Source organism: Arachidicoccus ginsenosidivorans, from assembly GCF_007971385.1.
Lineage (GTDB): Bacteria > Bacteroidota > Bacteroidia > Chitinophagales > Chitinophagaceae > Arachidicoccus > Arachidicoccus ginsenosidivorans.
On record NZ_CP042434.1, the window covers coordinates 1,755,738 to 1,782,146 of the forward strand.

Annotated in this window: 16 protein-coding genes; 9 read left to right on the plus strand and 7 right to left on the minus strand. The window is 38.3% G+C overall.

Annotated features, from left to right (window positions below):
* Positions 1-6: 6 nt before the first annotated feature.
* From FSB73_RS07250 to FSB73_RS07260, 3 genes are all read right to left on the minus strand, one after another.
* Positions 7-957 (minus strand): AraC family transcriptional regulator, encoded by a 951-nt coding sequence (locus tag FSB73_RS07250; RefSeq protein ID WP_158639451.1) that lies wholly within the window; start codon positions 955-957, stop codon positions 7-9.
* Between the two features lie 232 nt (positions 958-1,189).
* Positions 1,190-2,206, minus strand: a complete 1,017-nt coding sequence (locus FSB73_RS07255; RefSeq protein WP_146780876.1) for a GntR family transcriptional regulator — start codon at positions 2,204-2,206, stop codon at positions 1,190-1,192.
* A gap of 191 nt (positions 2,207-2,397) precedes the next feature.
* Entirely contained in the window at positions 2,398-3,999 is a 1,602-nt protein-coding gene (locus tag FSB73_RS07260; protein WP_146780877.1) for a solute:sodium symporter family transporter, read from the minus strand.
* A gap of 990 nt (positions 4,000-4,989) precedes the next feature.
* Here FSB73_RS07260 and FSB73_RS07265 point away from each other — a divergent pair.
* The 8 genes from FSB73_RS07265 (at position 4,990) to FSB73_RS07300 (ending at position 19,691) form a co-directional block, all read left to right on the plus strand.
* A complete protein-coding gene (locus FSB73_RS07265; RefSeq protein ID WP_146780878.1) occupies positions 4,990-8,151 on the plus strand; it encodes a SusC/RagA family TonB-linked outer membrane protein in 3,162 nt (1,053 codons plus the stop codon).
* Between the two features lie 19 nt (positions 8,152-8,170).
* Positions 8,171-10,114 carry a RagB/SusD family nutrient uptake outer membrane protein gene (locus FSB73_RS07270; protein ID WP_146780879.1) on the plus strand — a complete coding sequence of 648 codons (1,944 nt, stop codon included), beginning with the start codon at positions 8,171-8,173 and terminating at the stop codon, positions 10,112-10,114.
* A complete protein-coding gene (locus FSB73_RS07275) occupies positions 10,087-11,250 on the plus strand; it encodes a DUF4959 domain-containing protein (protein WP_146780880.1) in 1,164 nt (387 codons plus the stop codon). Before FSB73_RS07270 ends, FSB73_RS07275 begins: the two co-directional genes overlap by 28 nt.
* The gene (locus FSB73_RS27510) at positions 11,211-11,414 is read left to right on the plus strand and encodes a DUF5000 domain-containing lipoprotein (RefSeq protein WP_394344842.1); all 204 of its coding nucleotides are present in this window, start codon (positions 11,211-11,213) and stop codon (positions 11,412-11,414) included. Before FSB73_RS07275 ends, FSB73_RS27510 begins: the two co-directional genes overlap by 40 nt.
* Before the next feature lie 44 nt (positions 11,415-11,458).
* Positions 11,459-12,679 (plus strand): DUF4998 domain-containing protein, encoded by a 1,221-nt coding sequence (locus FSB73_RS07285; RefSeq protein WP_146780881.1) that lies wholly within the window; start codon positions 11,459-11,461, stop codon positions 12,677-12,679.
* Positions 12,680-12,778: 99 nt separating this feature from the next.
* Positions 12,779-15,079: a glycoside hydrolase family 95 protein gene (locus tag FSB73_RS07290; protein WP_394344843.1), complete on the plus strand. Its 2,301-nt coding sequence runs from the start codon at positions 12,779-12,781 to the stop codon at positions 15,077-15,079.
* Between the two features lie 211 nt (positions 15,080-15,290).
* Positions 15,291-17,570, plus strand: coding sequence for a GH92 family glycosyl hydrolase (locus FSB73_RS07295; RefSeq protein WP_225974576.1), 2,280 nt, complete (start codon positions 15,291-15,293; stop codon positions 17,568-17,570).
* A gap of 141 nt (positions 17,571-17,711) precedes the next feature.
* Positions 17,712-19,691 (plus strand): sialate O-acetylesterase, encoded by a 1,980-nt coding sequence (locus tag FSB73_RS07300; RefSeq protein ID WP_146780883.1) that lies wholly within the window; start codon positions 17,712-17,714, stop codon positions 19,689-19,691.
* 175 nt (positions 19,692-19,866) lie between these two features.
* Here FSB73_RS07300 and FSB73_RS24390 read toward each other — a convergent pair whose 3' ends face one another.
* From FSB73_RS24390 to FSB73_RS07310, 4 genes are all read right to left on the minus strand, one after another.
* Positions 19,867-21,477: a tetratricopeptide repeat protein gene (locus tag FSB73_RS24390; RefSeq protein ID WP_225974577.1), complete on the minus strand. Its 1,611-nt coding sequence runs from the start codon at positions 21,475-21,477 to the stop codon at positions 19,867-19,869.
* Between the two features lie 425 nt (positions 21,478-21,902).
* Positions 21,903-22,979 (minus strand): DUF5107 domain-containing protein, encoded by a 1,077-nt coding sequence (locus FSB73_RS24395; RefSeq protein WP_262712534.1) that lies wholly within the window; start codon positions 22,977-22,979, stop codon positions 21,903-21,905.
* Complete coding sequence (locus FSB73_RS24400) at positions 22,910-23,227, minus strand: hypothetical protein (protein WP_225974578.1); 318 nt, start codon at positions 23,225-23,227, stop codon at positions 22,910-22,912. The genes FSB73_RS24395 and FSB73_RS24400 overlap by 70 nt, the downstream gene beginning before the upstream one ends.
* A 40-nt stretch (positions 23,228-23,267) precedes the next feature.
* Positions 23,268-24,593, minus strand: coding sequence for a sugar porter family MFS transporter (locus FSB73_RS07310; RefSeq protein ID WP_146780884.1), 1,326 nt, complete (start codon positions 24,591-24,593; stop codon positions 23,268-23,270).
* A gap of 538 nt (positions 24,594-25,131) precedes the next feature.
* Between FSB73_RS07310 and FSB73_RS07315 the strand changes: the two genes are divergently transcribed.
* Positions 25,132-26,340 (plus strand): alpha-L-fucosidase, encoded by a 1,209-nt coding sequence (locus tag FSB73_RS07315; protein WP_225974579.1) that lies wholly within the window; start codon positions 25,132-25,134, stop codon positions 26,338-26,340.
* The last annotated feature ends 69 nt before the right edge of the window (positions 26,341-26,409 follow it).

The following is a 26,409-nucleotide window of genomic DNA, read 5'->3' on the forward strand; positions in this document are numbered from 1 at the left end:
CTTCTATTAAACTGCCATTAGTGAATGCTTAATCCCCAGGCCAATTGTAGGAACCCCCGTATTTCTCTGTGCAGACCTGTGCAAGGATTTATAGGCTAATGGAGATACGCGCATATGTTTTTTAAAAAGACGTGAAAAATGAAAAGGATCATCATAACCAATCGCATCCGCGACTTCCTTCACTTTCAGACCTCTTTCCTTGAGTAAGGAACAGGCACTTTGTAATTTCAATTGAATAAAGTACTCTAAAGGTGCAAGACCCATGGCTTTTCTGAATAAGGACGAAAAATAAGAAACGGACAAATGATGACGTTCCGCTAGATCCTCCACTGAAAGTTTTTCGTGAATCATTTTTTTCATGTAGTTTACCGTTTCACTGATCCAGTGTTCACTCTGATCCTTTTGATCCTCTTGAGCAGGAAATAGAAAAGATCCAAGAAAGTGATATAAACAAAAATTTGCCTGTAAATAATTGGAATAAGTACGAGGCTTATTCAGCAAATGATACATTTCTTCCCATAAATCGATTCCTTTTTGATTGCCCCCTACATCCGTTGGGGAGATAAACGGATCCAAACCAAAGGAATCATTGAATGAGTGGATATTCTGGCCATCAAAATGTGCTATGTAAACACCCCAAAATCCATCATCTTGCGCACCATATTCCACCCTTAAGCCCGTTGCAGGAATCAACACATATTGATTAGGGTTGATGCAATGGACTCGATCTCCAATGCTGAACCATCCGCATCCACTAGTGCAATACAGCAGAATATTAAAACTTATGCCATTTTGAAAAATCTGGTGGTGATTAAAGGCTTTAGGTAAATTTGCCAGATACGTGACAAAGAATTGACTTACAAAAGAATTTTCAGCTACAAAATCCACGTATACATCATTAGTAAACTGAATGGCTCTTTCGAATGGCTGTTGCGCTGCATTTTGATTTGTATTCATTGAACCTAAATTTAAAATATTAAACGAGTCCCGCAAACTCAGCATATTTGGGCTGAGATAATCATGATCGCATTAAACATTTTCTATCCTATCCTATCCTATCCTACTCACAAATGTAAACAGAAAAAGTTAAAGCGGCCAAAAAAAATTTAGGAAATTAACAATCAACCATTTAAGGCCTAAAATCCCTTCATTCTAAGATATTAGACATTGAAAAATTATCAAAAACTATTTATAAGGAGGTGCGTCTGATGAGTACTGTCGGAATGATCTCTCTGATTGGTTCGCGATTTAACACAAAATCAGCGGCCTTTTTGGCCATTAACGGAAAATCTGTAGAATAAGTGGTGATTCCATCACAAATTATCTCTTTTACAATATCATCGTTATGTGACAGAATGCCTACGTCTTTTCCGATAACAAGGTTTTGGAGTTTACAATCTTTCAACATAGCCCACAACTCTGTATTATTGATGGTAAAATACACACCACCCTTCTTTAAAGAACCTGGGATATATTCAGCACAAATTTCATGAGGAATAGCAAAGTCGCGAACAAATTTATTAAATGCCTTTAAAATTTCAATAGGTGTATCAGAGGCCGGCCGGTGATAATAAAACATCTTTTTAAATTTCCGTATGGTGTCTGCCAACTCTGAAAAAGCAAGATAGCTTGCTTTTTTAAATTCTTGAGTTACATAATTAAAGTCCACATCCAGCTTTTCATACCGATCTATCATCAAAAACTTATCCATTGGCAAGGTCATGAGGATATCTGCAGTTTTCTCATTAGGAATCGGCGCTACAACATACATTCCATATTTCCCTCTGATTGACGCGATGACATTCTCGAAAACCATTATATTATTGTGATGGAAAAAGACGTCTATCTGTATGTTTTCTCCCAGGCGATTACGGAAGGTTTTATAGAAGGTCTCTTGAAAAGTATCAAAAGCAAACAAAACTAAAGCAACCCTAAGTTCTTGCTGTACATTTTTATTCGAAACAAAAAAACCAACCCGGTTTTTAGATTCTACAACTCCTCTGCGAACCAATTCTTTATAACCTTTTGCAATCGTTTCTCTAGCATAATTTGTTTCCTTCATAAACTCATTTACTGAAGGTAGCTTATCCCCTTGTACAAGCGATTTATTATGAATCGCATTTAAAATACCTTGTATAAACTGTTCATGTTTAGACATATCCAACACATTACTCAGTTTACGAAATTCTTTAAATACATCTTCCATCTATAAGAGGTGTTCCATTACGTTAAAATTAAATTCCAAGATTGCATCAGTAACGATTTAATTAGATCATTACTATTATACTACTCTATACTACTCAAAAGTATAAAAAACATTTGAAGACCGCCTATTTTTTTTAAACACTTAAAATTACCAATGCCTGAACGTAGAAACAATCGGATTTAATGTCCCTACTATTGGGAGGCAATCCCCAACGGTGAAAACAATACAAAGATGGCCAACATAAGCAAAATGAGTATAATCGAAAAAACATGGCGTCCTTTCCAGGGCTGAATAGAAACAAAATTATTAAGTTGCTGTTTATAAGGAACTTGCAATGGATAGATCTTACCAATAATTAACATAATAATGCATGTTATCCCAAACAAAATCGCCAAAAGGTGTAAAAAATGGATTTTGACAGGTAATATGGTTTCTAATACACCATAACTCACCGTAAAAAACAACAACCCGAATTTTGCTGCTATTGGTGGCACTTTTTTGGTAAGGAAACCCACTACAATAATTGTAAATATGGGTAAACTGAAAAAGCCATTAACGGTTTGAACATAATTATAAAAACCATTCTTGGCAAAAAAGATAAAAGGAGCAATGCTTACCGCACAAAAACAAACCAATAATTCAAATCGTTTGGCCATTTTTAGCAATTGTCCTTCTGTTATCTGATCCCCCTTTTTTTCTAGCCAGGGTTTATATATGTTTAAGGTAAATAAAGTCGAAGCGCTATTTAAGCCCGCATTAAAAGTGGTCAAACTGGCGCCAAAAACAATGGCTGCCAGATATCCTATCAAATATGGCGGGGAAGTCAGCCGGACAAGAGCAGGGAACACAGAGGCCGTATTATCCAACCTAAACAAGAGATGGACAGCAATTAATCCAGGTATATTCAACATCAAAATAGATAAAATTTTACCAAAACAAGCAACTACAATTCCCTTTTGACAAGTGGCCAGATCCTTTGATGCAAGTACCTGTTGAACAATATATTGCTCAGTGCCCCAATAGTACAGGTTCATTAAAAGCATTCCAGTAAATAATGTAGCAAAAGGGACGGAATCACTTTGGCTACCAATACTATTTAAATGATTTGTCTTACTTGCTAATATTGATTCAATACCCTGATGCCAATCGCCATTGCCCAAATATTTAAGCGCAAAATAGGGCAAGGCAATGCCACCTACGAAAATGCCGATTCCTAATAAGGTATCTGAAACAGCAATGGCCCTTATACCACCTAAAACAGCATATAGACAACCAACTAGCCCCATAAACCAAATAATAATCCACAGAGAAGCCCAATAATCCATATGCCATACCTCAGACAACTTAAATAAACCATTAAAAGCTACCGCTCCGGTATACAATACAGACGGCAGAAGATTAACTACATAACTTATTAGAAATATAGTTGTTACAACTCTTTTGGTACTTTTATCATATCTAGCCTCCAAATAATCAGGTGTAGTTGTTATACCAGTCTTTAAATAAATAGGCATAAAGAATTCTGACACAACAAGCATGGCTAAAACAGAGGTCAGCCCCCATGCCATTACAGACATGTTATTCGTATATACCAACTCATTCTCCCCTATTATGGTGGCTGTATTGATGTTGGAAAACAAAAGCGCCCCTCCAATCAACATAAAATTAAGGCTACGGTTAGCCAAAAACAGCGAATTAACAGTTTTAATTTTATGCCTTTTTATCTTATGCCATGCCAATAATGCAGTAAAAGATAAAAAGATCAGGAAAACAGAAAAAGAAAGCCAATCCATATTATTTATCAATGAGTTTAGTAAAATAAATCATTCTTAAAATAAAAATAAAATAAAAAGTAAGTCAGTATACACAATTTCTCATTCAGCAAAAATTGTAGCCATGGATTAAATTTATAATATGCATCCTGCATTAATTTTTCAATGCAATTACAACAATCATATTTTTTCAAACTACTAATATTTTGCTGTTCAATTCTCCTGAAAAATGACATTTTTTATTAAGTGTTTCAATTTCTGAACTCACTTAGAGCATCTCCCATTAAAGGCCAAAATAATAACAAATATTAATAACTTAATACAAAAGCAAAAAATATATACAATTAAAAGCAAGATTCTTAAGTGAAAACGAAAAAAATCACCTCATCAGGCAAAACATAAATTTAACAAGAATGGCTACGATCTTCAGAACAAAAAAAATAAACACAGAATAATCCATTAAAATAATCGAATTAGCCATTTTTAATACAATGTCTGTAGGATACCTTCGATCTGTAAAAGAAACCTTAATAAAAATATGTATCCATTTTTAATCACTCAACTAAAGGTAATTGAGAATTTGCGTAAAATGTAATATGAGAATAAAAAGTTGGAAATAGTTCTTTATGTAAAATCAATTGAATACCAAGTTTATACAATCACCGGCCGAAAGAAAAAACTAAAATGGCAATTATTAAGAATAATGAGAATCCTTTTTATAGAGAAAACTAACCATATTAAATGCGAGATATTGAATACACAGAAAATCTTTTGCTAAGGATTAAAAATTAGCGTTTGAGACAGAAGTCTCAATGATCCACCTCAAATAAAACACCATTTTTATAATACAAAACAAATTAATCAAAAAAGAGCAAATTGTATAATTATTAAAACAAACTGAAAATGCTGAAATTATTCAAGAAATATTTTGGATACCAAAACAACTTGCTTGTTCTGACAAAGCAAAATAATTGCCTTCACGTATTTACTATTAAAAAAGGTAGACTAATTATGTCTTCCCTGTTTATTTTCATGTTGCTACTAACAATTCAGAGTTCCGCACAAAATACCAGCAAACAAAAAATAATAACAATTACAGGAGTCGTAACAGATTCTACTGGAAGGGAGTTACAAGGAGTGAGCGTAATAAACAAAGCAAAAAAGAATAGTGGGACATTTACGGATACTCATGGAAAATATGTATTAGATGTCACCCCTGGCTCTCCAATTACATTTTCTTATGTTGGCTACACAGATCAACAAACAATTGCATCCGACACCATGCATGTGCTGAATATTGTTTTAAAGGCAGTAGCCTCCAATATTTCAGATGTCGTCGTAACGGCCTTTGGTAGAAAGGAAAGAAGAGAAGCAGTAGTAGGCTCTGTTACAACCATTAACCCAGCTGAACTCAAGATTCCAGCCAGCAACCTTACCAATGCATTAGCAGGTAAAGTAGCAGGTGTCATCGCTTATCAACGAAGTGGACAACCGGGGTTTGATAATTCCAACTTCTTTGTCCGCGGTGTTACAACAAATGGCTATAGTGCAAATCCTTTGATATTGGTTGACAATATTGAGTTGAGTGCAAATGATTTGGCCCGGTTACAAGTTGATGATATAGCCAGCTTTTCGATCTTGAAAGACGCAAGCGCAGCTGCACTCTATGGGGCTAGAGGGGCAAATGGTGTTATTTTAATTACTACCAAAGAGGGAAAAATAGGGAAAGCAAGTATTAATTTACGTGTAGAGAGTTCTATTTCAAAACCAACAAAAAATCTTAAACTCTCAGACCCAATTACTTATATGAATGAGTACAATGAAGCAGTAACCACCAGATTCCCTTTACAAACACCTGCCTTTACGCCTAATCAAATATTAAATACAAAAGGCACACTAAGCCATGCACCTGGCAGCAGCCCATATATCTATCCAGCTGTAGATTGGATGAAAACGTTATTCAAAAGCCAGACAACAACTGATCGCGCAAACTTCAGTGCAAATGGGGGTAGCCAATTTGCCAAATATTACATTGCAGGTTCCTATTCCCGAGATAATGGTATCTTAGAAGTTAACCCGATTAATAACTTCAATTCTGGGATAAAGTTTGAGAATTACCAACTTAGAGCCAATGTAAATTTTGCCGTGACCACTACAACCAATGTAGAAGTTAGACTATGGGGCAACTTTAATGATTATACGGGACCAATTACCAGTAATTCGGATGGATTTGCAACGGACCTTTACTCTAAAGCATTACATACCAGCCCAGTAGCATTTCCAGCTTATTACCTGCCAGACAGCGCAAATCTATTAACAAAGCATATTCTATTTGGTAATAACACAAGCGTAAATGGAAATTTATTAGATAATCCTTATGCTGATTTAATGCGTGGATACAAAAATTCTTCAGAATCCAGGCTTTCTGCTCAATTTGAGTTGAATCAAAAATTAGATTTTATCACAAAAGGACTGAGTTTCAAAGGTATATTCAGTACAAACAGATATTCCTATTTTGATATTACAAGGCAATATGCTCCATTTTATTATGATATAAGCAGTTTTAATCCACATACGAATGAGTATGTACTTAATTGGATAAATAGTGAACCAGGCCAAGCTAGAGAGTTTCTAGATTATTCTGCGGGGCCTAAAACAGTTACCTCCTATATATACTTACAAGGAACATTGGATTACAGTCGAACATTTGACAAACACAATATTGGCGCCACCCTCATAGGAACAAGAGAACAAACTCAATATGGCGACGCAGGTGACTTATTAGGGTCCCTTCCATATAGAAATTTAGGCATTTCCGGTAGAGCATCATATTCCTATGATAACCGCTATTTTGTCGAATTTAATTTTGGTTATAATGGCTCCGAAAGATTCGCTGAAGAACATCGCTTCGGCTTCTTCCCTACCATTGGAGCCGGATGGGTTATTTCAAATGAAAAATTTTGGCAGGGAGGAATTGCTGATATTATCACCAGACTAAAAATCAGGGGTAGCTATGGAATGGTTGGTAATGACAATATCGGTAGCCAAAGGTTCTTTTATCTTTCAAACGTTTCTCCTGATGGCGGACCTGGTGCCTCCTTTGGAACCTCAAATGGTTTTTCCCTAAATGGAACAACTATTACAGCTTATCCCAATCCTGATATTACATGGGAAAAATCAAGAAAATCAAATTTGGCTCTTGAAATGACTTTACTTAAGCGATTAAATATAACAGCTGAAATTTACCATGAATATAGGTACGATATTCTAAACAGCAGGGGCTATATTCCAGTAACCGCCGGATTCGAAACATCGGCAGCCGCCAATTTACTAGCCAATATTGGCAAGGTATCATCTCAAGGGCTGGACTTGAATTTGGACTACAAACAGAATTTTACAAAAGACTTCTGGGCTCAGGCCATGGGGAATTTAACGATCACCTCCAACAAATTAATATACGACGAAGAGCCTGATTATAGATACGCTTATCAGTTTGGCTATGGACTACCCTTAAATCAACCACGTGGTTATATTGCCGAAAGGCTGTTTGTGGATGACAAAGAGGCGCAAAATTCACCTGACCAATCCTTTGGAGGAACCATTCCGGTTATGGGTGGTGATATAAAATATAGAGATGTCAATGGCGACGGCGTCATTGACGCTGATGATCAGGTGCCGATAGGATTACCCACGGTTCCACAAATCATATACGGATTTGGTTTTTCAGTAGGATATAAAAGCTTTGATTTAAGCTTGTTTTTTCAAGGATTAGCCAGAGAGTCCTTCTTTATTGATCAAAATGCCACGGCTCCCTTTATAAACAATTCTCAATTATTACAGGAATATGCAAACAACCATTGGACCGAAGAAAACCAGAACCTTTACGCTTTATGGCCTCGTCTGTCTCCAGTAGAAATTCCAAATAATAACCAAAATAGTACCTGGTGGCTTAGAGACGGAAGTTTTTTAAGACTAAAATCAGCTGAAGTCGGCTATACGCTTCCCACAAAATGGACGAAGCACGCAGCGATAAAAAATCTGCGCATCTATTTTAGCGGATTGAACCTGTTGACATTAAGTAGCTTTAAAATGTGGGATCCTGAATTATCAGGAAACGGATTTTCTTATCCTGTACAAAAAGTTATTAATCTAGGCATCAATATGAATTTCTAAGACTAAAAAAAACATTGATATGAAATTATATATAAAAATGATATTCATCTCCCTCTCATTCACAATGATAGGTTCATGCAAGAAATACTTGGACGTTACTCCCGATAATGTGGCAACATTGAATAGTTCATTTAGTAATGCCAATGAAACACAGGCTTATCTCTTTGGTTGTTATCATTATTTGCAAGCAATGGGCGATGTGTTAGGTAATCCAGGCTTTACAACTTCTGGAGAAGTCATCTATCCAATCAACCTACCCAGTGGAACAGCTTTACAAGGATCTGCACAAGGCTTCACATTAATGCAGGGTACACAAAATGAACAAAATCCAATTTATAATTATTGGGATGGTTATAATTATGGTCAAAGATTATGGGAAGGCATCAGAAAATGTAATACATTCCTTGACAACGTTGATCAACCACTCGATCTAACTAAAGATGACAAAAAACGTTGGGTCGCGGAAGCAAAGTTTTTAAAGGCCTATTATCATTATTGGCTAATACGCATGTATGGAGCAATCCCCATCGCAGATAAAGCCTTGCCTATAAATTCTACTTCTGAGGAAGTCAGACAAAAACAACAACCTGTTGACTCTTGCTTTCAGTACGTTGTCAATTTGTTAGATGAGGCCATCCCGGATTTGCCGCCTTCTATTCAAAACGGCATTTCAGAAGCTGGAAGAATAACACAAGTCATTGCCTTAGCTGTCAAAGCTGAAGTACTTGCTACGGAAGCGAGCCCTTTATATAATGGCAATCCAGATTATGCTAGCTTTAAAAATATTGACGGAACTCCCTTATTCTCTCAAACAAAAGATAATACTAAATGGAAAGCTGCAGCCGACGCCTGTGATTCAGCTATAATCGCAACCCAACGTTATGGAGCACAATTATATACGTTCGTACCTAAATCTGGCATTACACATATGTCCGATCAGACCAAAGAGATATTAACATTACAGGGCGCATTCAATGACAGTTGGAATACAGAGCAAATTTGGACAATAAACAATACATTTGGGTATCAGATATACGCCTGTCCTAGAGTCAATGACAATGCAATAACCGTGTATAATTTCTTTTCATCCTTTGGTGTCCCGATGGCTGAAACAGAATTATTTTATTCAAATCATGGTGTTCCGATTAATGAAGACCGAACTTTCGATTATGCTGGCAGACATAAAGTTGTCCAGGGTGATGATGCAAATATGTATTATGTCAAAAAGGGGTATAATACCAATAAAGGTAATTTAAATAGGGAGCCAAGATACTATGCAGACATTTCATTTGATGGAGGCGTTTGGTTTGGGTTTGGTAATACAGATGACAATAATCCAAATTATATTAATGCAGTAAATGGCCCAGCTGCTCCTTTAGACCCATTAAGTTATAATCCAACAGGTTATTGGCCGAAAAAACTCACCCCTTATCAAACTACAGCGACAGGTGGTGCCAATTCAACTTTCCAATCCCAGAATTACTATTGGCCTTTTATGCGTCTTACTGGACTTTGGCTTTTATATGCGGAATGCCTAAATGAGGTCAACGGTCCTGGCCCTGATGTTTATAAATGGATAGATAAGGTTAGAGAAAGAGCAGGATTACCAGGTGTAGTTGAAGCATGGTCCAAATACTCAAATAATCCAAATAAACCATTGACAAAGGACGGATTACGACAAATCATTCATCAAGAAAGAAGAATAGAATTAGCATTTGAAGGACAGGCTGGCTGGGATTTGAGAAGATGGAAGGAATTACAAACAGTACTAACCAGTCCATTCCAGGGGTGGAATACCCGTTCACAACAAAGGACAACTGCCTCTTATTATAATATACAAAATTACTATCAACCACAATTTGGGATAGCAGATTACTTTTTCCCAATTCAAAAATATGATTTGCTGACTAACCCAAATCTGGTTCAAACTCCCTATTGGCAGGGATATTCCCAAAACAATTAATAGGACTATTTAAATTAAATATCATGGCATTAACTTCTTTAAATAATAAAATCGCATCCACCATTTGCGTGATGGCACTTGCAATCAGCTTTTCATGCAAAAAGTCGGACGGTTATAATAGTATAGTCTCGAAAGACCTCACTAAGCCGGGAACCGTCTCAAATATAAAAGTGGCAAACTTTAATGGTGGGGCATATATAACATATAGTCTTCCAGAAAGCAAAAATATACTATATGTCCAGGCAACTTATAAAATTAATGATAGCACTACCCAACAGTCAAAATCGTCATATTATTCGGATAGTATCAAAGTGGAAGGGTTTTCGCAGAGCAAAGACTACGATGTTGTACTAAGAACTGTTTCTCGTGCAAATGTTCCTTCAGATTCAGTAGTAATAAAGGTTCATCCTGATACGCCTCCTTATTTATTAACTTACAAAACAATTGCATTAAAACCAGATTTTGGAGGTGTAAACATTAAAGCAACTAATAATACAGAATCCAATATTGGAATTGTAACACTCCTGCCCAGTGCCATAACAAACAGAAATGAAATCATAGATCAAAAATACACAAATACAGAAACAATAGATTATAGTTTAAGAGGCTATGATACACTCCCTAAAAAATTCGGGGTATATGTCACAGACAAATGGGGCAATAGATCAGATACATTATCTGTCACTATCCACCCCATTTTTGAAACCATAATGAACAAAACTTTTTTCTCCGCCTATGTATTACCCACAGATGTGCCTAATTATCAAAATGGATTATTTAATCTTTCCAATCTTTGGGACAACAATTTTGGGGAATTCACATACAATACCCAGCAACCCATATTAGCAACAGACGCAAAACCATTTATATGGCCCGCATGGGCGACTTTTGACATGGGACAAACAGCAAAACTTAGTAGATACGTCGTCTGGGACAGAATTGGTGACAACAATGAATTCGTATGGACTTCGGGAGCCCCAGAAACATGGGTAATGTGGGGACGGGCAGACACGCCACAAGATGAATTAATGCCCGCGGATACTACAGAATTACCGCCCGTAGGAGAAATGACTCCAGGGGCTGGATTAACCTCGGCATATTCCATGCACCTCCTCGGCCAGCCCACAACCCTTTAACAAATGCAGATATTGATCTTTGGAAAGCAGGACTTGAATTCCCGTTTTCGATCGACCTTCCTAAAGTAAGATATATAAGGTTCGAGTGTTTTAATACAATGGGCGGTACGAACAATTATTATAATATGAATGAGATGTCCATTTATGGCAATCCCAACTTATAATACAAAACAAATAAGAATTCCATTTGATCAAATAAAAAAGGATAATGAAAAATAATAATATATATTATAGTGTGCTTTTAATTTTGATAATTACACTCGGTTGTTCAAGATCTCCAACGGATTATGAGTCATTCTTAAATGGAGAAGAATTAGTTTATCCTGGTGTAATTTCAAATCCTGCAGTATTATCAGGCAACAACCGCGTAATGCTCACATGGCATCCAAATCCCGATCCAAGTGTTACAAAGTATGTAGTATACTGGAACAACTACGCTGATTCTATGACCGTACCAGCGACCTCACACAATCCAACAGATACAATAAGATGCCTGATAAATAATTTAGAAGAATATAATTACACCTTCTTTATCAATTCATACGATAATGCCAATAACAAGTCCATCGTGACCGAAGTGGATAATGCCAGGGTTTACGGGAAAATTTATCAAGCAAGTTTACAAAACAGGCCAATTAATCTGGACACTCCCTATATCGTACAACCTGACCAAAAATCTGTTTTACTCAATTTTTTAACACCTGACACACTAAATATAAATACACTTATAACTTACACGAATACTTCTGGTGCAACAATAAAACAAAGTCTCGCACCCAATAGCAATAACTTCTTACTCTCTGATTATAAATTTGGAACCAATGTAACCTATCAATCGTCGTTCATTCCTAGTCGCAGTGCAATAGACACTTTTATAACGCTTAGGCCAGACACAATCCCCACGATTTATAAATATGTCGAATGTGATAAAAAGTTATTTTCAGCGCTAAATTTGCCACATGACATTCATGACTATTATTACGGCACCTCTTTTGCATCAATTTGGGACGGATCAACCAATATAAAAGGTTATCCAGATGCCTTTTGCTCTGATGGAGAGGAACCTCTTTCCAATCATTTTAGTATCGACCTTGGTGCCACCTACGACAATATTGCCAGAATACAGGAAATTGGAAGAAATTGTTGTGACAATCCGATTGATTTTGAAATTTGGGGGATTGCAGATACGAGCAATGCCGTTTCACAATTACCTGGGAATGATGGTAATTGGAAAAATGATATATTGTCAAAAGGATGGACCTTACTAGGCGAAGTAAATAGAAGTGATGATGGCAGTGCCCCTATTACTGCGAATCTTATTGAAAACCCACCACCTGTCCGCTATATTATGATCCGCGTATCAAAAACAGCTGGAGGGGGCTCAGGCGTAAATCTTAGCCAGATAACTTTTTGGTATAACCAAAATTAAAAATCTGCAACTGAAAAAATAGACTGCTAATTTTGAGCCCTATTTATCAATTAAAAAAATATTAATGGAATTTATCAAAAAAAAATAATACTGATTTTCCTGTTTTTTGTTTCTTACAATTCTTATGCTCAAAATCCATTGCAACTCTGGTATAACCATCCAGCAATGACATGGGAAGGCACCCTTCCATTAGGCAATGGCCGTTTGGGTATGACACCCGATGGCGGAGTGGAAAAGGAGCACGTCGTTTTAAATGACATCAGTCTATGGTCTGGATCACCTCAGGATGCCAATAATTATGATGCACATAAATATTTGCCCAAAATACGTGAACTACTATTTGAAGGTAAAAATGAAGAAGCACAAAAACTGGTAGATCAACATTTTGTATGCCTTGGACCTGGTTCAGGTGGTCCACAATGGGGTTGTTTTCAAACACTAGGCAATATCGATATTGATTTTACTTATCCGGGTTCAAAAACCACCAAAGTCAATTACAAAAACTATAAGCGAAGCCTTTCCCTAGACAGTGCCATTGCGACCAATACATATGAAGTAGATGGCGTTAAATATAAAAAAGAATATTTTACCTCTTTTGGAACCGATGTGGACATTATTAGAATTACAACAAATAAATTACGTCAGATCAATTGTAGTATTGAAATAAGCCGTTCAGAAAGAGCCAAAGTTTCTACCAAGAATAATATATTACAAATGGAAGGGCAATTAGATAATGGCACTGATGGAAAAGGCATGCAATATCTGGCCAAAGTAAAAGCTGTAGCTAAGGGAGGAACTCAATACACAAAAGGCAATCGCTTAATTGTCAAAAACGCTAATGAATTAATCATTTACATTTCAGAAAAGACAAATTACAAAAATCCAACTTTTCGAAAAGACGTCGATGAATTAATGGCTAAAGCTATCAGCACTCCATACAAAAAAGAAAAAAGGCAACACATCGAAACTTTTCAAAAGTTATATAAAAGAGTTTATGTGAATCTTGGCCCAAACAACAAGAATAATATTCCTACAGATCAACGACTAATAGAATTTCAGAAAGATCCAAAAGCAGATAATGGAATGGCTGTTTTATTTTATCAATTCGGCAGATATTTATCGATCAGCAGTACAAGAGTAGGATTATTGCCTCCCAACTTACAAGGCCTCTGGGCCAATCAGATCCACACGCCATGGAATGGTGATTATCATCTGGATGTCAATGTACAAATGAACCACTGGGGAACAGATGTATCTAATCTATCCGAATTGGACCTTCCTTTGACAGCTCTGGTAAAAGCATTGGTCCCCAATGGCGAAAAAACAGCAAAGGCCTATTATAATGCAGAGGGTTGGGTAGCACATGTTATTACTAATTTATGGCAATTCACTGAACCCGGGGAGAGTGCCTCATGGGGTGTAACAAAATGCGGTTCGGGTTGGCTTTGCGATAATCTTTGGCAACATTATGCCTTCACCAATGACACGAGTTATTTAAGAAAGATATATCCAATTTTAAAAGGGTCAGCATTATTTTATAAAAGTATGTTGGTTCGTGATCCCAAAACAAAATGGCTGGTAACATCTCCGTCGTCATCACCGGAAAATAGTTTCGTCATGCCAGATGGCCACAACGTCAGCATCTGCATGGGACCCACAATTGATAACCAAATCATAAGAGAACTTTATGACAATGTAATAACAGCGACAAAGATTTTTAATATCGATAAATCCTTCAGAGATACACTAGAACAACAACTCACACAATTACCTCCTGCAGGAAGAATCTCACCAGACGGAAGGATTATGGAATGGTTGGAAGATTACAAAGAATCCGACCTACACCACCGCCACATTTCTCATCTGTATGGTCTTTATCCGGCAAACCAAATCACACCAGATAGTACGCCTGATCTGGCAGAAGCTGCCAGGAAGACACTAGAGGTTCGCGGTGACGACGGGCCAGGATGGTCCATCGCTTATAAAATGCTAATGTGGTCTCGTTTATATGACGGTAATAGAGCATATAAACTATTTATTAACCTCATGCGTCCAACTACATCTACAGAAATCAATTATGGCGCCGGCGGTGGAATTTATCCCAATTTGTTTTCAGCCGGCCCCCCATTCCAGATCGATGCCAACTTTGGGGGATGCGCAGCAGTCGCTGAAATGTTGCTTCAAAGCCATGCTGGTTATATTAATTTATTACCTGCAATCCCGGACGAATGGAAGCCCGCAGGAGAAGTCCGCGGATTAAAAGCAAGAGGCAATTTCACCGTTGATTTTAAATGGGAAAATGGGAAAATAACCACCTTCCGAATATATTCCCCTACCCGTCAGCAAGTTAAGGTAAAGATTAACGGGATTGTAAAAACCGTTTTATCAAGGAAACTTTAAAATAAATACACAACTAAAATCGGAAATTATCAATTTTCAACAAATTGAAACCTGACAAAAATTAATACATAACCTTTATAACGTCTTTGGCGAGGACAAGAATTGTTCTCGCCAAAGACGTTATAAGACTCAAAAATACAAAAGCAAATTAACACCCAAATCATAATTGGGATTTCTTCCCAAAAAACGAAAGACATCTAAATAAATCTGAATGAAATCAACCATGAAATTCCTCTCCAAAAAAATCTTATTTATTTGCGGACTGAGTTGGAGCACAATGCTCCTTTCCCAATCTTCCACGGTCACTCAATATGTCAATCCATTCATCGGCACAGGTGCTGTTAACGGATCCAGCCTTTCAGGAAATAATTTTCCAGGTGCTACCACTCCATTTGGTATGGTACAATTAAGCCCAGATACCAAAGAAGCGCCCGATTGGTCTGTCGCATCAGGTTATAATTACAACGATAAATCAATTTATGGTTTCAGTCACACACACCTAAGTGGCACCGGAGTCGGAGACCTTTTTGATATTAGCTTAATGCCTTATTCCAGACAAAGAAAATACCCGATTTATTCCAGATTCGATCATGAAGAGGAAAACGCTAAACCTGGATATTATCAGGTAAATCTACTCGAAGATCAAATTAAGGTAGAACTTACAGCAACGCAACATGCTGGATTTCAAAAGTATACCTATCATAAGGATAGCGCAGAATTTGTACTTTTAGACTTGGATCATTCAATGCCCAAAGGTAGCTGGGGATGTCGTATCATTGCCGCTCAGATTAAGATTATCGATAAACATACAATAGAAGGTTTTCGTATCATTACTGGCTGGGTACCCCTACGCAAAATCTATTTTTATGCGCAGTTCTCCAAACCGATCATTCGCCAAAAGCTCCAAAATGGTTCTACTTTATACAAAAATCAGTCTATAATCAATGGCACGGATTTAAAAGCCTATTTGAAATTTGAAAAAAATAGCAATCCTTTATTAGTCAAATTAGCACTCTCTCCTGTCAGCACGGAGAATGCAAAGGCCAATTTAGAAGCAGAAATTCCCAACTGGGATATAAATAACACCACCGAACAGGCAAATAATCTTTGGCAGAAGGAATTAGGCAAAATACAAATTGAAGGAACAGAAAAGCAAAAGCGCATATTCTACACAGCTATGTACCACGCCTTCACACAACCCAATAAATTATCTGACGTAAATGGAGATTATATGGCGGCAGACTATACCACGAGAAATGAACCAAATGGCTATTATTCAACATTTTCGCTGTGGGATATGTACCGGGCGGCTGCACCATTATATACAATATTACAGCCTAAAAAAACGTCGGCCTTTGTCAATAGCATGATTGACCATTATAAGGAATTTGGATTGCTGCCCATTTGGGGACTTTGGGGCCAGGAAAATTATTGTATGATTGGCAACCATGCCATCCCGGTAGTGGTGAATGCTGTGTTGAACCATCTTCCGGGAATCAATCCAAAGGCAGCTTACGAAGCCGTTAAAAATTCCTCTTTGACAAGTCACATCAATGCGCCCTTCGATATATGGGAAAACTACCATTATATGCCAGAAAACCTGCAATCACAATCCGTATCCATCACACTGGAAATGAGCTATGATGATTGGTGTGTTGCCCAACTAGCCCAGCGACTAGGAAAGACTGAGGATTATAAACATTTTATGGATCGATCTAAATATTACAAAAATCTTTATGACGCTAATAGTGGATTTTTCAGAGCTAAAAATGATAAAAAAGCGTGGATAGAACCCTTCTCACCCTTAAATTATGGCGCAAATGGTGGCAATCCATACACGGAAGGAAACGCTTGGCAATATCTCTGGTATGTACCTCAAGATATCCCTTCCCTGATCTCCTTAATTGGCGGGAAATCTATGTTTATCAAACGGTTAGATTCTCTTTTCACATTAAAAGATAGTACAGTAAAATTAAATAATAATGCATCGGGCCTAATAGGCCAATATGCCCATGGTAATGAGCCAAGTCACCATATTGCCTATTTATACGATTATGCCGGCGTTCCTTGGAAAACACAATTCTATACCCATAAAATCTTACAGGAAATGTACAATGACTCCTTTTCTGGGTATGCCGGTAATGAAGACTGTGGCCAAATGGCCTCATGGTATATATTCAGTGCAATGGGCTTTTATCCCGTAAATCCAGCCAACGGTATATTTGCTATCGGCTCTCCACTTTTGCAACAGGCTACTATAAACCTTCCAAGCGGCAAAACATTTACTGTGAATGCAAAAAATGTTTCAAATGAAAACATATATATCCAATCAGCCACATTAAACGGCCGGCCTTTTACACATACATATTTAACTATTCATAATATACAAAACGGAGGAAAATTGGTGTTTATTATGGGTGATAAACCAAACAAAAAATGGGGCACCAACAAAGAGGATATTCCTCCATACTCGATTTTCAACAAAAATTAATTGATAAAATGGCTACCTTGGCTCATAGTATGGCAAAAGCGCTAGAATTTGTGATTTAGTCAACCCTATACCTACTTTCAAATTTTGAAACTAATAAATCTCAGATTAACAAAACGAATATAAATTAAGAATTATACAATCATGAACAAAAAATTTAAATACTTATTGTTTATAGCGCTAGGCTATTCCGCAAGCACTTTTGGACAAATAGTCATGCCCAAAATCTTTAACGACAATATGGTTTTGCAAAGAGACCAGCCGTTAAAAATTTGGGGTTCAGCTAGTAAAGGAGAATCTGTTCAGGTATCCTTTCATGGCCATAGCATTAAAACAACCGCAAATAATGAGGGAAAATGGGCCGTTACGTTCAAGGCGATGCCTTATGGAGGCCCATTTCAGATGAAAATCAAAGGAAAAACAAACAGCATCGAATTTAAAAACATATTACTGGGCGATATATGGATTTGCGGTGGCCAGTCAAATATGGAATTCCCAATATCCGGGTGGACAAATGTAAAAAATTATAAAGAGGAAATCGCTAGTGCAAACCATCCTAATATTAGACTATTCACTGTCGAAAAAGACATTCGCACCACGCCAGCCGCAGAAATAAAGGGCGGCAAATGGGAGCAGTGCAGCCCGGCAACCATCAGTCCATTTTCTGCAGTTGGCTATTTTTTTGGAAGAGATTTGTATAATAAATTGCACGTGCCTATAGGCCTAATCAATTCCAACTGGGGCGGCACCGATATTGAAACATGGATAAGCCGTTCGAGTCTGGACACAAGTAAGGAATATAAAAATGCAGTATCATCTCTTCCACAATTAAGTCTCGATTCTCTGCGAGCTATTCAGCAATCAGAATTATTAAACACGGTTAAGAAACTTCAAGGAGGATTGCCCAAAAAAGCGGATATTGCACAATGGAGAAATCCACAATTCAATAATAAACAATGGCCAACAATGCAATTGCCTGGCGTCTGGGAAGATCAGCAATTAGGTAAAAATTTTGATGGACAAGTTTGGTTTAGAAAGGAAATTACGATTGACGCAATTTCAAATAAGGACACTGCAACATTATCCCTATGTATGATCGATGACAATGACGAAACTTACATTAATGGTGTCAAGATCGGCAGTACAGAAGGTTATAATGTAATGCGTTCCTATAAAATAAAGCCCGGTATCCTTCATACAGGGAAAAACACAATCATCATCCATGTTACCGATGGCGGTGGTAATGGCGGAGTATATGGCTCTTCAAAAGATTTAAATTTAAACTTTAATAACACCACAATCAATTTGTCGGGACCTTGGACCTTTCAGGTAGCCGCTATTAATTTAGGAGGAGGTTCTTTTGGCCCCAATAGTTATCCTTCCTTGCTATATAACGCCATGATAAATCCACTCATAAAGTTCAAAATTAAAGGGGTTATATGGTACCAGGGAGAAAACAATGCAATAAGAGGTTATCAGTATCGAAAAGCCATGCCCTTGCTAATAAAAGACTGGCGAAATCATTGGAAAGAAGGGAACTTTCCATTTTATTTCGTTCAGATCTCTACATATAATGCCAACAATGGCAATAGCAATAAAGGTAGCGCCTGGGCAGAATTAAGAGAATCACAAACGAAGACGTTATCAAAAGTACCCAATGTCGGCATGGCGGTAACTACAGATATTGGCGACCCCAATAATATACATCCAACCAACAAGCAGGATGTTGGTAAACGGCTTACCGCATTGGCACTGAAAAATACTTATCATTTTAATATCACCGCCTCCGGGCCAATGTATAAAAGTATGCAGGTTCACGGAAATAAAATCATCCTGTCCTTTTCAGATATCGGCCATGGATTATACATTAAAGGCAGCACACTTAATGGCTTTGAAATAGCCGGAAAAGATCGGCATTTTTACCCGGCGCAAGCAACCCTAACAGGTCAAAATGTAATGGTCCACTCAGATAAGGTAAATAGTCCTGTGGCCGTTCGCTACGGATGGGCGGATGATGCGAGTGCGGCCAACCTTTACAATAAAGATCTGTTTCCTGCTGTACCTTTCCGAACCGATACATGGCCTGCTATCACAAAAGACATCAAATACCATATAGCGCTTTGATAAATTAAAACAGCCCAGTTGTTATACTTTTGGTCACATGACATTTACCACTTAAATTGTCATTATCCATAAATTGGCATAATCAACTATGAATAATGGGAGCTAGCAAGTCGTTTAAGATCCATCTTAATCGTCTTTTTAGCTCCCATTATACTTAAATCAACCTTCAGATTGTTTATAGTAGGGCATTTTGTTTCAGTAATTCGGCATGGACAATCGCCCCAACATGGGTGTTATCCGCCTTCAATACCTCTTTAAAACAAAATTCAGCCCGTTCATACTGCTCCAATCCCAGATGTCCCAGTCCTTGCAGATAATAGCAATTTAACCGGTTTCTAAAAGAAAGGTCTTCATCAAATATCAGCAAATTAGGTAAGGAGACCGCAAAATATTCAATTTCAATTTGGTCATTTTCATGAGCTTTGCCATGAGCTACCAATTGATTGAACAGCTGCTTCGCCTGAACCTTATCGCCCAGTTTTTGCCAGGCCAGGCCTTGGTAATATAGCTTATCGGGTTGCTGATCATTATAATACATCGCGTTTGCCAGTGTGATCTTACCTTTTGTAGCCGCTTTAAAATATTCATTTGCTTTATCTTCGCTTCCGCTTCTTTCATAAGCAATACCCATCCAATAAAAAATATCATTTTCCAATGTGCCGAACAACTTACCTTCTCCTAGGTTATGAGGATAATGCTGTGCAGTCTTCAGAAGTTCAATAGCCTGATCCATTTCGGACGCTAGGATACACTGTTTAGCCTCTTCAACCAAAGCCAAAACATATTGTCCAGAGACCTTTCCTTCGCCACCCTCCCAAGGATGAAACTTGCGTGACATTAACATATCCAATGCCTTTCTATGGCTGCCCATTAAATTATACAATGTAACGTATTCTAAATAGGTATCATCACGTTGCAGTGTCAGCTCCTCATTTTTACATAAAAAGTTCAATCTTTCACCAAGCGGCACATTTAATCGTTTATACAATTGGTCGAGTTCCATAAATACCCTGGCATCCATGGTATCCAGGTTAAATGCACGCTCAAAATAGATCTTTGCCCGCTTAGGATTATTACGCTTATTAAAAAATGCGATACCCAGATTTCGCTGTACTGTAGGGAAAGATGGATCTAATCTGGCAGAGAGTAACCAATAATCAATTGCCTTTTCATATTGCCTTTTATCATAAAACAGATTTCCAAGATAATAAGCGGCCTTTGCGTCAGAAGGGTTTTGAAGGATCGCATATTCCAATACCACAATATCCTGTAAACGGTTAGGAAAACATAGATAAGAATCTGCCTTATTCGCCTTTTCAAAATAAACACGTGATTTTTCTTTGGCAACCTCATCACCTGGTTGTAACCAGGCGTAACTGCATCCCAGATAGTAATAAATCATCGGACTAACAACATGCGTGGAACGCTGTTCTAGTAAGGTGAATAAAGCGATTGCTGCTTTATACATGCCAGCGTCCATAAAATCAAGCCCATATTCCATAAAGTTACGATCATCACCTCGGGACAGCTGCCATAGCCGACCAAGTTCCTCCTCCGCATCACTTTTACGCTCCATTTGTTTCAATAATGCGATATAGACAACGCTCGCCCCCAGATTAAACAAATCCTGCTCAAAGGCAGTTATCAGTATATTTTCCGCTTCTGCAATCAAGCCTTGCTTTTTCAAGGCCATTGCTAACAAGGTATAGGCTTTACTATGGTGTGCATTATTATCAATGGCCAACCCAGCATGCATGGCCGCTAGTTCAAAATGGCCCCGCATCATATCAATTTGAGCCACAGCAAAGTAGCCTGCTTCCTTCCATGCTTTATTCCAGGTTGATTTAAAGAATGCATCATAAGCCTCATCTATCCGGTTTAAATAACGAAGCGCCAGACCATAGTGATAATACGGTTCACCGTCATAGGGGTTGGGATTACGCTGCGTAATTGTTCTAATTGCCGCTTCAAAATAAGGTAGACTTTGGGCAAAACGTCCACGGCGAAGATACCAAAGGCCAAGTGCTGTATTATTACGAATATCCGTTGAGTCGCGGCGTAGTGCCTCTTCATAATAGGGAACCGGGTTGTATGTAGCGTGACGATATTGTTCCAGATGCTGGCCGGTCAGAAATAGCTGTTCAGTTGATTCAATTTCTTTTGGAAGCAGCGCCGCCTTTGCCGCTTCCGGTATTGGCTTACTCTTCTCACTTATTTTGCCAGGTAAAAGCTAAGCACTGTATGCCCGTTACCGTTTTTAATATGAACGGCTACCTTGTCTTGCTCATAGTTTTCAGTAAAAGGAATTGATACATTGAAAATATTTTCCGGATCCAGGTCAACAGTGGTATTCAATCTACTTTCGCCATTATAGGTCAGCATTAGTTGTAAACCAGACTGCTTAGCAGTCGCAAATAGTTTAATCGTCAGCTGATCATCTTGAGCCTCTAAGGCCAATAAAAGATCTTTGGTCGCATTCTTGACTATACCCAGCTCTCTGTACGGCAAAAAATATTGTGAAAAGGTTTTAGACTCATAGGGCATAATCCAGGAAAAATCTGGCTGGTTGTCTGTATACATTCCAGTCATCAGTTCAATGTAAGGGCCATCTTCGTCTGTCAGATTCCGATCCCAGGCCTGTCCAAAATCACTGTGTCCCCAGGTCCATTGTTTTTTACCTGGAGAGACATGATGGTCTGCTACATGTAACAGGCCAGCACCAGTATCATGTTCATAGCCTCCTACAAAATCATAGGCCGAGTTAACAGCCATATAAGAAGTAGGCACCGGAATATTCTTATAAAAAGAAATATCTGTTCCTGGCGCGTAGTTCACTTTATAATAAGTACCAGTAGCAATAGGAAAATCTGAAACATCTCGTTTTCCATGATCAAAAACAGCGTTCACGTCAGAAGGGAAAACAGATTGATAAAAATCATTCACCTTGACCGCAGGATTTGCCCACCAAAGAAAAGTCTGTGGAAGGGCAGATCTGTTGTATAAAGTCGCATTAATTTCAATATAAGCACGCCCGGGATAAAGCGTAAAAGCCACCATTGCCTTTGTGTGAAACATTTTTTCTACCTCATTGATATACACTATTTTGCTCCCATCAGCTCCCTCACCTATCTCAAAATCAACGGCTTCAAAAGTGCTTGGGCGGTGATGCTGCGGCCAGTTAAACTCAATGCCACCTGATATCCAGGGGCCTGTTAATCCTACAAGCGCCGGTTTAATAACCTGATTGTAATAAATAAAATGCCGGTCGGCAATTTTATCATACGCCATTTGGATTCTTCCCCCAACTCTGGTAATATCAGGACCTTTATATATTCATTCTCCAAGTAAAGCCCTATATATTGCGCATCTTGCTTTGTATCTAAAATTTTCTCAATAACTGCATTAGGATAAACCACACCGCTACTACCCTGATAAACTCTTTTCTCAAAGAACATAGGATTCTTTTCAGGCTTGCCTACGCCATAAGTGGGGATTGTTACCATCTCCTTCCACACCTTTACCGCTTCTTGTTCCATAAATATGCTATTAATTTCTTTTAACGTCTTATAATGTCATTTAATGTCTAATCAAATTTTGATCTAGTTCTTCCAGTGTCTTCCCCTTGGTCTCTTTTACTTTAAAGAGTATAAAAAGGAATCCTATCAAGCAAACAACTGCATAGATATAAAAGGTTTTATCGCCTAAATGATCAAATAACACGGGGAAAGTAAACACTAAAATAAAATACGCAACCCATAAGCCTATAACCGCAATTGAAATCCCTGCATCCCGGATACTGGTTGGAAAGATCTCCGAAATTAAAACCCAGGTAACCGGCGCAAGAGACATGGCATATACGCCTATAGCCGCCAGCAAGAACCAGGAAACTTCAGCAGAACCAGCTCCCAAGAGCTGTACAATCAAGACATAGAGTATCGCCAGACCGCCAGCGCCAAAAAGCATGAGCGGTTTACGGCCAAGTTTATCCACGAATAACATGGCCGCAATAGTAAAGACCAGATTCACTCCTCCAATAAATACGGTTTGCAATAATTGATCATCCGTTGATGCGCCAATACTTTCAAAAATTTTGGGTGCGTAATTAAATACAGTATTAATACCACAAAATTGTTGAAAGGCAGCAAGCCCTATACCGATTAATAAAACAGGCAAAAAGGCTCTTTTCAACAAAACATTATAGTTGATTTTTTGAGAACCCCCACTCAGACCTCCTTTGATTTGGCGGATCGTATCCTCTGCATAGGATCCGGCGCCAATCCTTGACAAAACAGAGCGGGCTATTTCTTCCAGTCCATTTTTAACCAACCATCTTGGACTCTCTGGTAGAAAATAGGCACCCAACCAAAATAAACAAGAGGGTACCGCCCCCAGACCAAACATCCACCGCCAGGCATCGGCCCCTTCATTTCTTAGCCAGTAATTGACAAGATTCGTGATCAGTATCCCAAGTACTACTGTAAGCTGATTAATAGCGACCATTCGGCCCCTATATTTTGCGGGCGCAATTTCAGCGATATACATTGGGGAGAGCATGGAAGCCATCCCCACTCCAGTACCCGCTACAAAACGAGCCACAACAAAAAATAACCTTCCCGGCGCAAAGGCCATTGCTAAAGAGGAGATGGCGAATATCTCGGCAGCCAGCAACATTCCTGGTCGCCGACCATACTGGTCTGCGACCTTACCGGCAGCAAAACAACCTAAAATAGCCCCCAAAGCAAGACAGCCTGTTGCAAATCCCTCCCACGTCGGATCCAGATTAAACTGCTGTTGTAAAAAGGGCAGTGCCCCGGAAATCACTGCGAAGTCAAATCCAAATAAGTAACCGCCTAAGGCAGAAATAAAAGAGATCCGCAAAACAAACCTATGGTGAAACTTCATAAAATAGATTATTTACTGATAGTGCAGATTTGTATTAGGACGATACCTTCGCTTATGGTATAATCCCATCAATTATAGAATATGTATCATTTGTACAAGCGAAATTAAACTGAATTCATCATGTAATAAATGGATTAAATGGATAATTCAATGGACAATTTTACGATTCGGGAGACTTCTGGAGGAGGCAAATCACCTTAAACAATAGAATCCTACTAAAATGACTAAATCTACCCCCTAATCCTCCATCAAAGCGATTTATTGAAGCAGAGTCTCGCACGTCTGTTAGCAACCAACGGTTTTAACCAGCAATTTTTCTGATTACCTATAAAATACTGTACTAAAAAGAATAAAAAGTTAGCAACTTTTGTTGTTATTTTAGCTCCTCTTTCTTTGCCTAAACCACTTCAATAACTAATTATCAAAGACTTATAATACTAAAAACACCCATCCATCACACAAGTCTTTCTATAGCTTTCAGCTCCAGGCCAAAAACAGCTTATATTTGTTAGCTATTGACAAAACATTAAAATAGATCATGAAAAAAGCCTTTGTAATAGCATCCCTGCTGTGTTGCCTTTTTGTAACCAGCCAAGCACAATTCCAATCATATACCCCTACTCAGTCCAATTTGGAAGCCAGAGAGTGGTTCCAGAATAATAAATTCGGCATGTTTATCCATTGGGGCCTTTACAGTATTTTGGGTGACGGTGAATGGGCAATGAATATCCAGAATATCCATGTCAAGGATTATAATAAACTGGAGGGCTTTTTCAACCCTGTTTCCTTTAATGCCCATGACTGGGTCGCTAAAGCCAAAAATGCTGGCATGAAGTACATCACCTTGGTTACCCGCCATCATGACGGCTTTAGTATGTGGGATACCAAGTATTCTGATTTTAATATTATGCATACCCCCTATCATAAGGATATCGTAAAAGAAATTGCAGACCAGTGCCACAAACAAGGCTTAAAAATCTTTTTTTATTATTCGCTGCTAGATTGGCGAAGAACCGATTATTCATACTGGACAGGCAGAACCGGCAAGGGTACTGGCAGAACGGAAAAAGGCAATTGGCTGGATTATATTCAGTTTATGAAAAACCAGCTCACAGAACTATTAACCAATTATGGCAAAGTCAGTGGTATCTGGTTTGACGGCTATTGGGATCAAATGCCCGAAGAAAGCAAGGATAGGAAAGATTCAACCTTTATCGACTGGCATATTCAGGAACTATATACGCTGATCCATAAATTGCAGCCAGACTGTATGATCGGCAACAACCATCATATGACACCGATCCCCGGAGAAGACTTCCAAATGTTTGAAAGAGATATCCCTGGTCAGAATGCGCATGGCCTAAGCTTTCAAAAGGTCTCTCAACTTCCCCTGGAAACCTGCGCGACTTTAAATGACTCATGGGGTTTTACCTTAAAAGACGATCATTACAAAACACTTCCTGAGTTTGTTGGCATGCTGGCTGGTGCCGCCTGCAGTAACGCTAACTTGTTGATGAATATCGGACCTATGCCCAATGGGTTATTTGCGAAGCCTTTCAATAAGGCACTGGACAGTATGGGCACCTGGATCAAGACCTATGGTGAAAGTATCTATGGCACAAGAGGCGGTTATATCGGCCTTCAAAAATGGGGCGGAATCACTCAAAAAACAGGAAAAGTATATTTACATATTCTAAAGCCACAGGATACACCGGTTACGCTTACAGGGTTCCCTCACAAAAAATAAAGGCGTCTTATCTATTGCGGGACAAAACCCCCATCAAGGTTTCTCTAAAATCCGGCGCCCTTACCTTTA

Excerpts from the sequence above, each read along its gene's own strand:
- FSB73_RS07255 (WP_146780876.1), bottom strand. The coding sequence starts at position 2,206 with ATGGAAGATGTATTTAAAGAATTTCGTAAACTGAGTAATGTGTTGGAT.
- FSB73_RS24400 (WP_225974578.1), bottom strand. The coding sequence starts at position 23,227 with ATGGAACAAGAAGCGGTAAAGGTGTGGAAGGAGATGGTAACAATCCCC.
- FSB73_RS24390 (WP_225974577.1), bottom strand. The coding sequence starts at position 21,477 with ATGATGCGGGGCCATTTTGAACTAGCGGCCATGCATGCTGGGTTGGCC.
- FSB73_RS07260 (WP_146780877.1), bottom strand. The coding sequence starts at position 3,999 with ATGGATTGGCTTTCTTTTTCTGTTTTCCTGATCTTTTTATCTTTTACT.
- FSB73_RS07315 (WP_225974579.1), top strand. The coding sequence starts at position 25,132 with ATGAAAAAAGCCTTTGTAATAGCATCCCTGCTGTGTTGCCTTTTTGTA.
- FSB73_RS07285 (WP_146780881.1), top strand. The coding sequence starts at position 11,459 with ATGAAAAATAATAATATATATTATAGTGTGCTTTTAATTTTGATAATT.
- FSB73_RS07270 (WP_146780879.1), top strand. The coding sequence starts at position 8,171 with ATGAAATTATATATAAAAATGATATTCATCTCCCTCTCATTCACAATG.
- FSB73_RS24395 (WP_262712534.1), bottom strand. The coding sequence starts at position 22,979 with ATGGCGTATGATAAAATTGCCGACCGGCATTTTATTTATTACAATCAG.
- FSB73_RS07265 (WP_146780878.1), top strand. The coding sequence starts at position 4,990 with ATGTCTTCCCTGTTTATTTTCATGTTGCTACTAACAATTCAGAGTTCC.
- FSB73_RS07295 (WP_225974576.1), top strand. The coding sequence starts at position 15,291 with ATGAAATCAACCATGAAATTCCTCTCCAAAAAAATCTTATTTATTTGC.
- FSB73_RS07300 (WP_146780883.1), top strand. The coding sequence starts at position 17,712 with ATGAACAAAAAATTTAAATACTTATTGTTTATAGCGCTAGGCTATTCC.
- FSB73_RS07310 (WP_146780884.1), bottom strand. The coding sequence starts at position 24,593 with ATGAAGTTTCACCATAGGTTTGTTTTGCGGATCTCTTTTATTTCTGCC.
- FSB73_RS07250 (WP_158639451.1), bottom strand. The coding sequence starts at position 957 with ATGAATACAAATCAAAATGCAGCGCAACAGCCATTCGAAAGAGCCATT.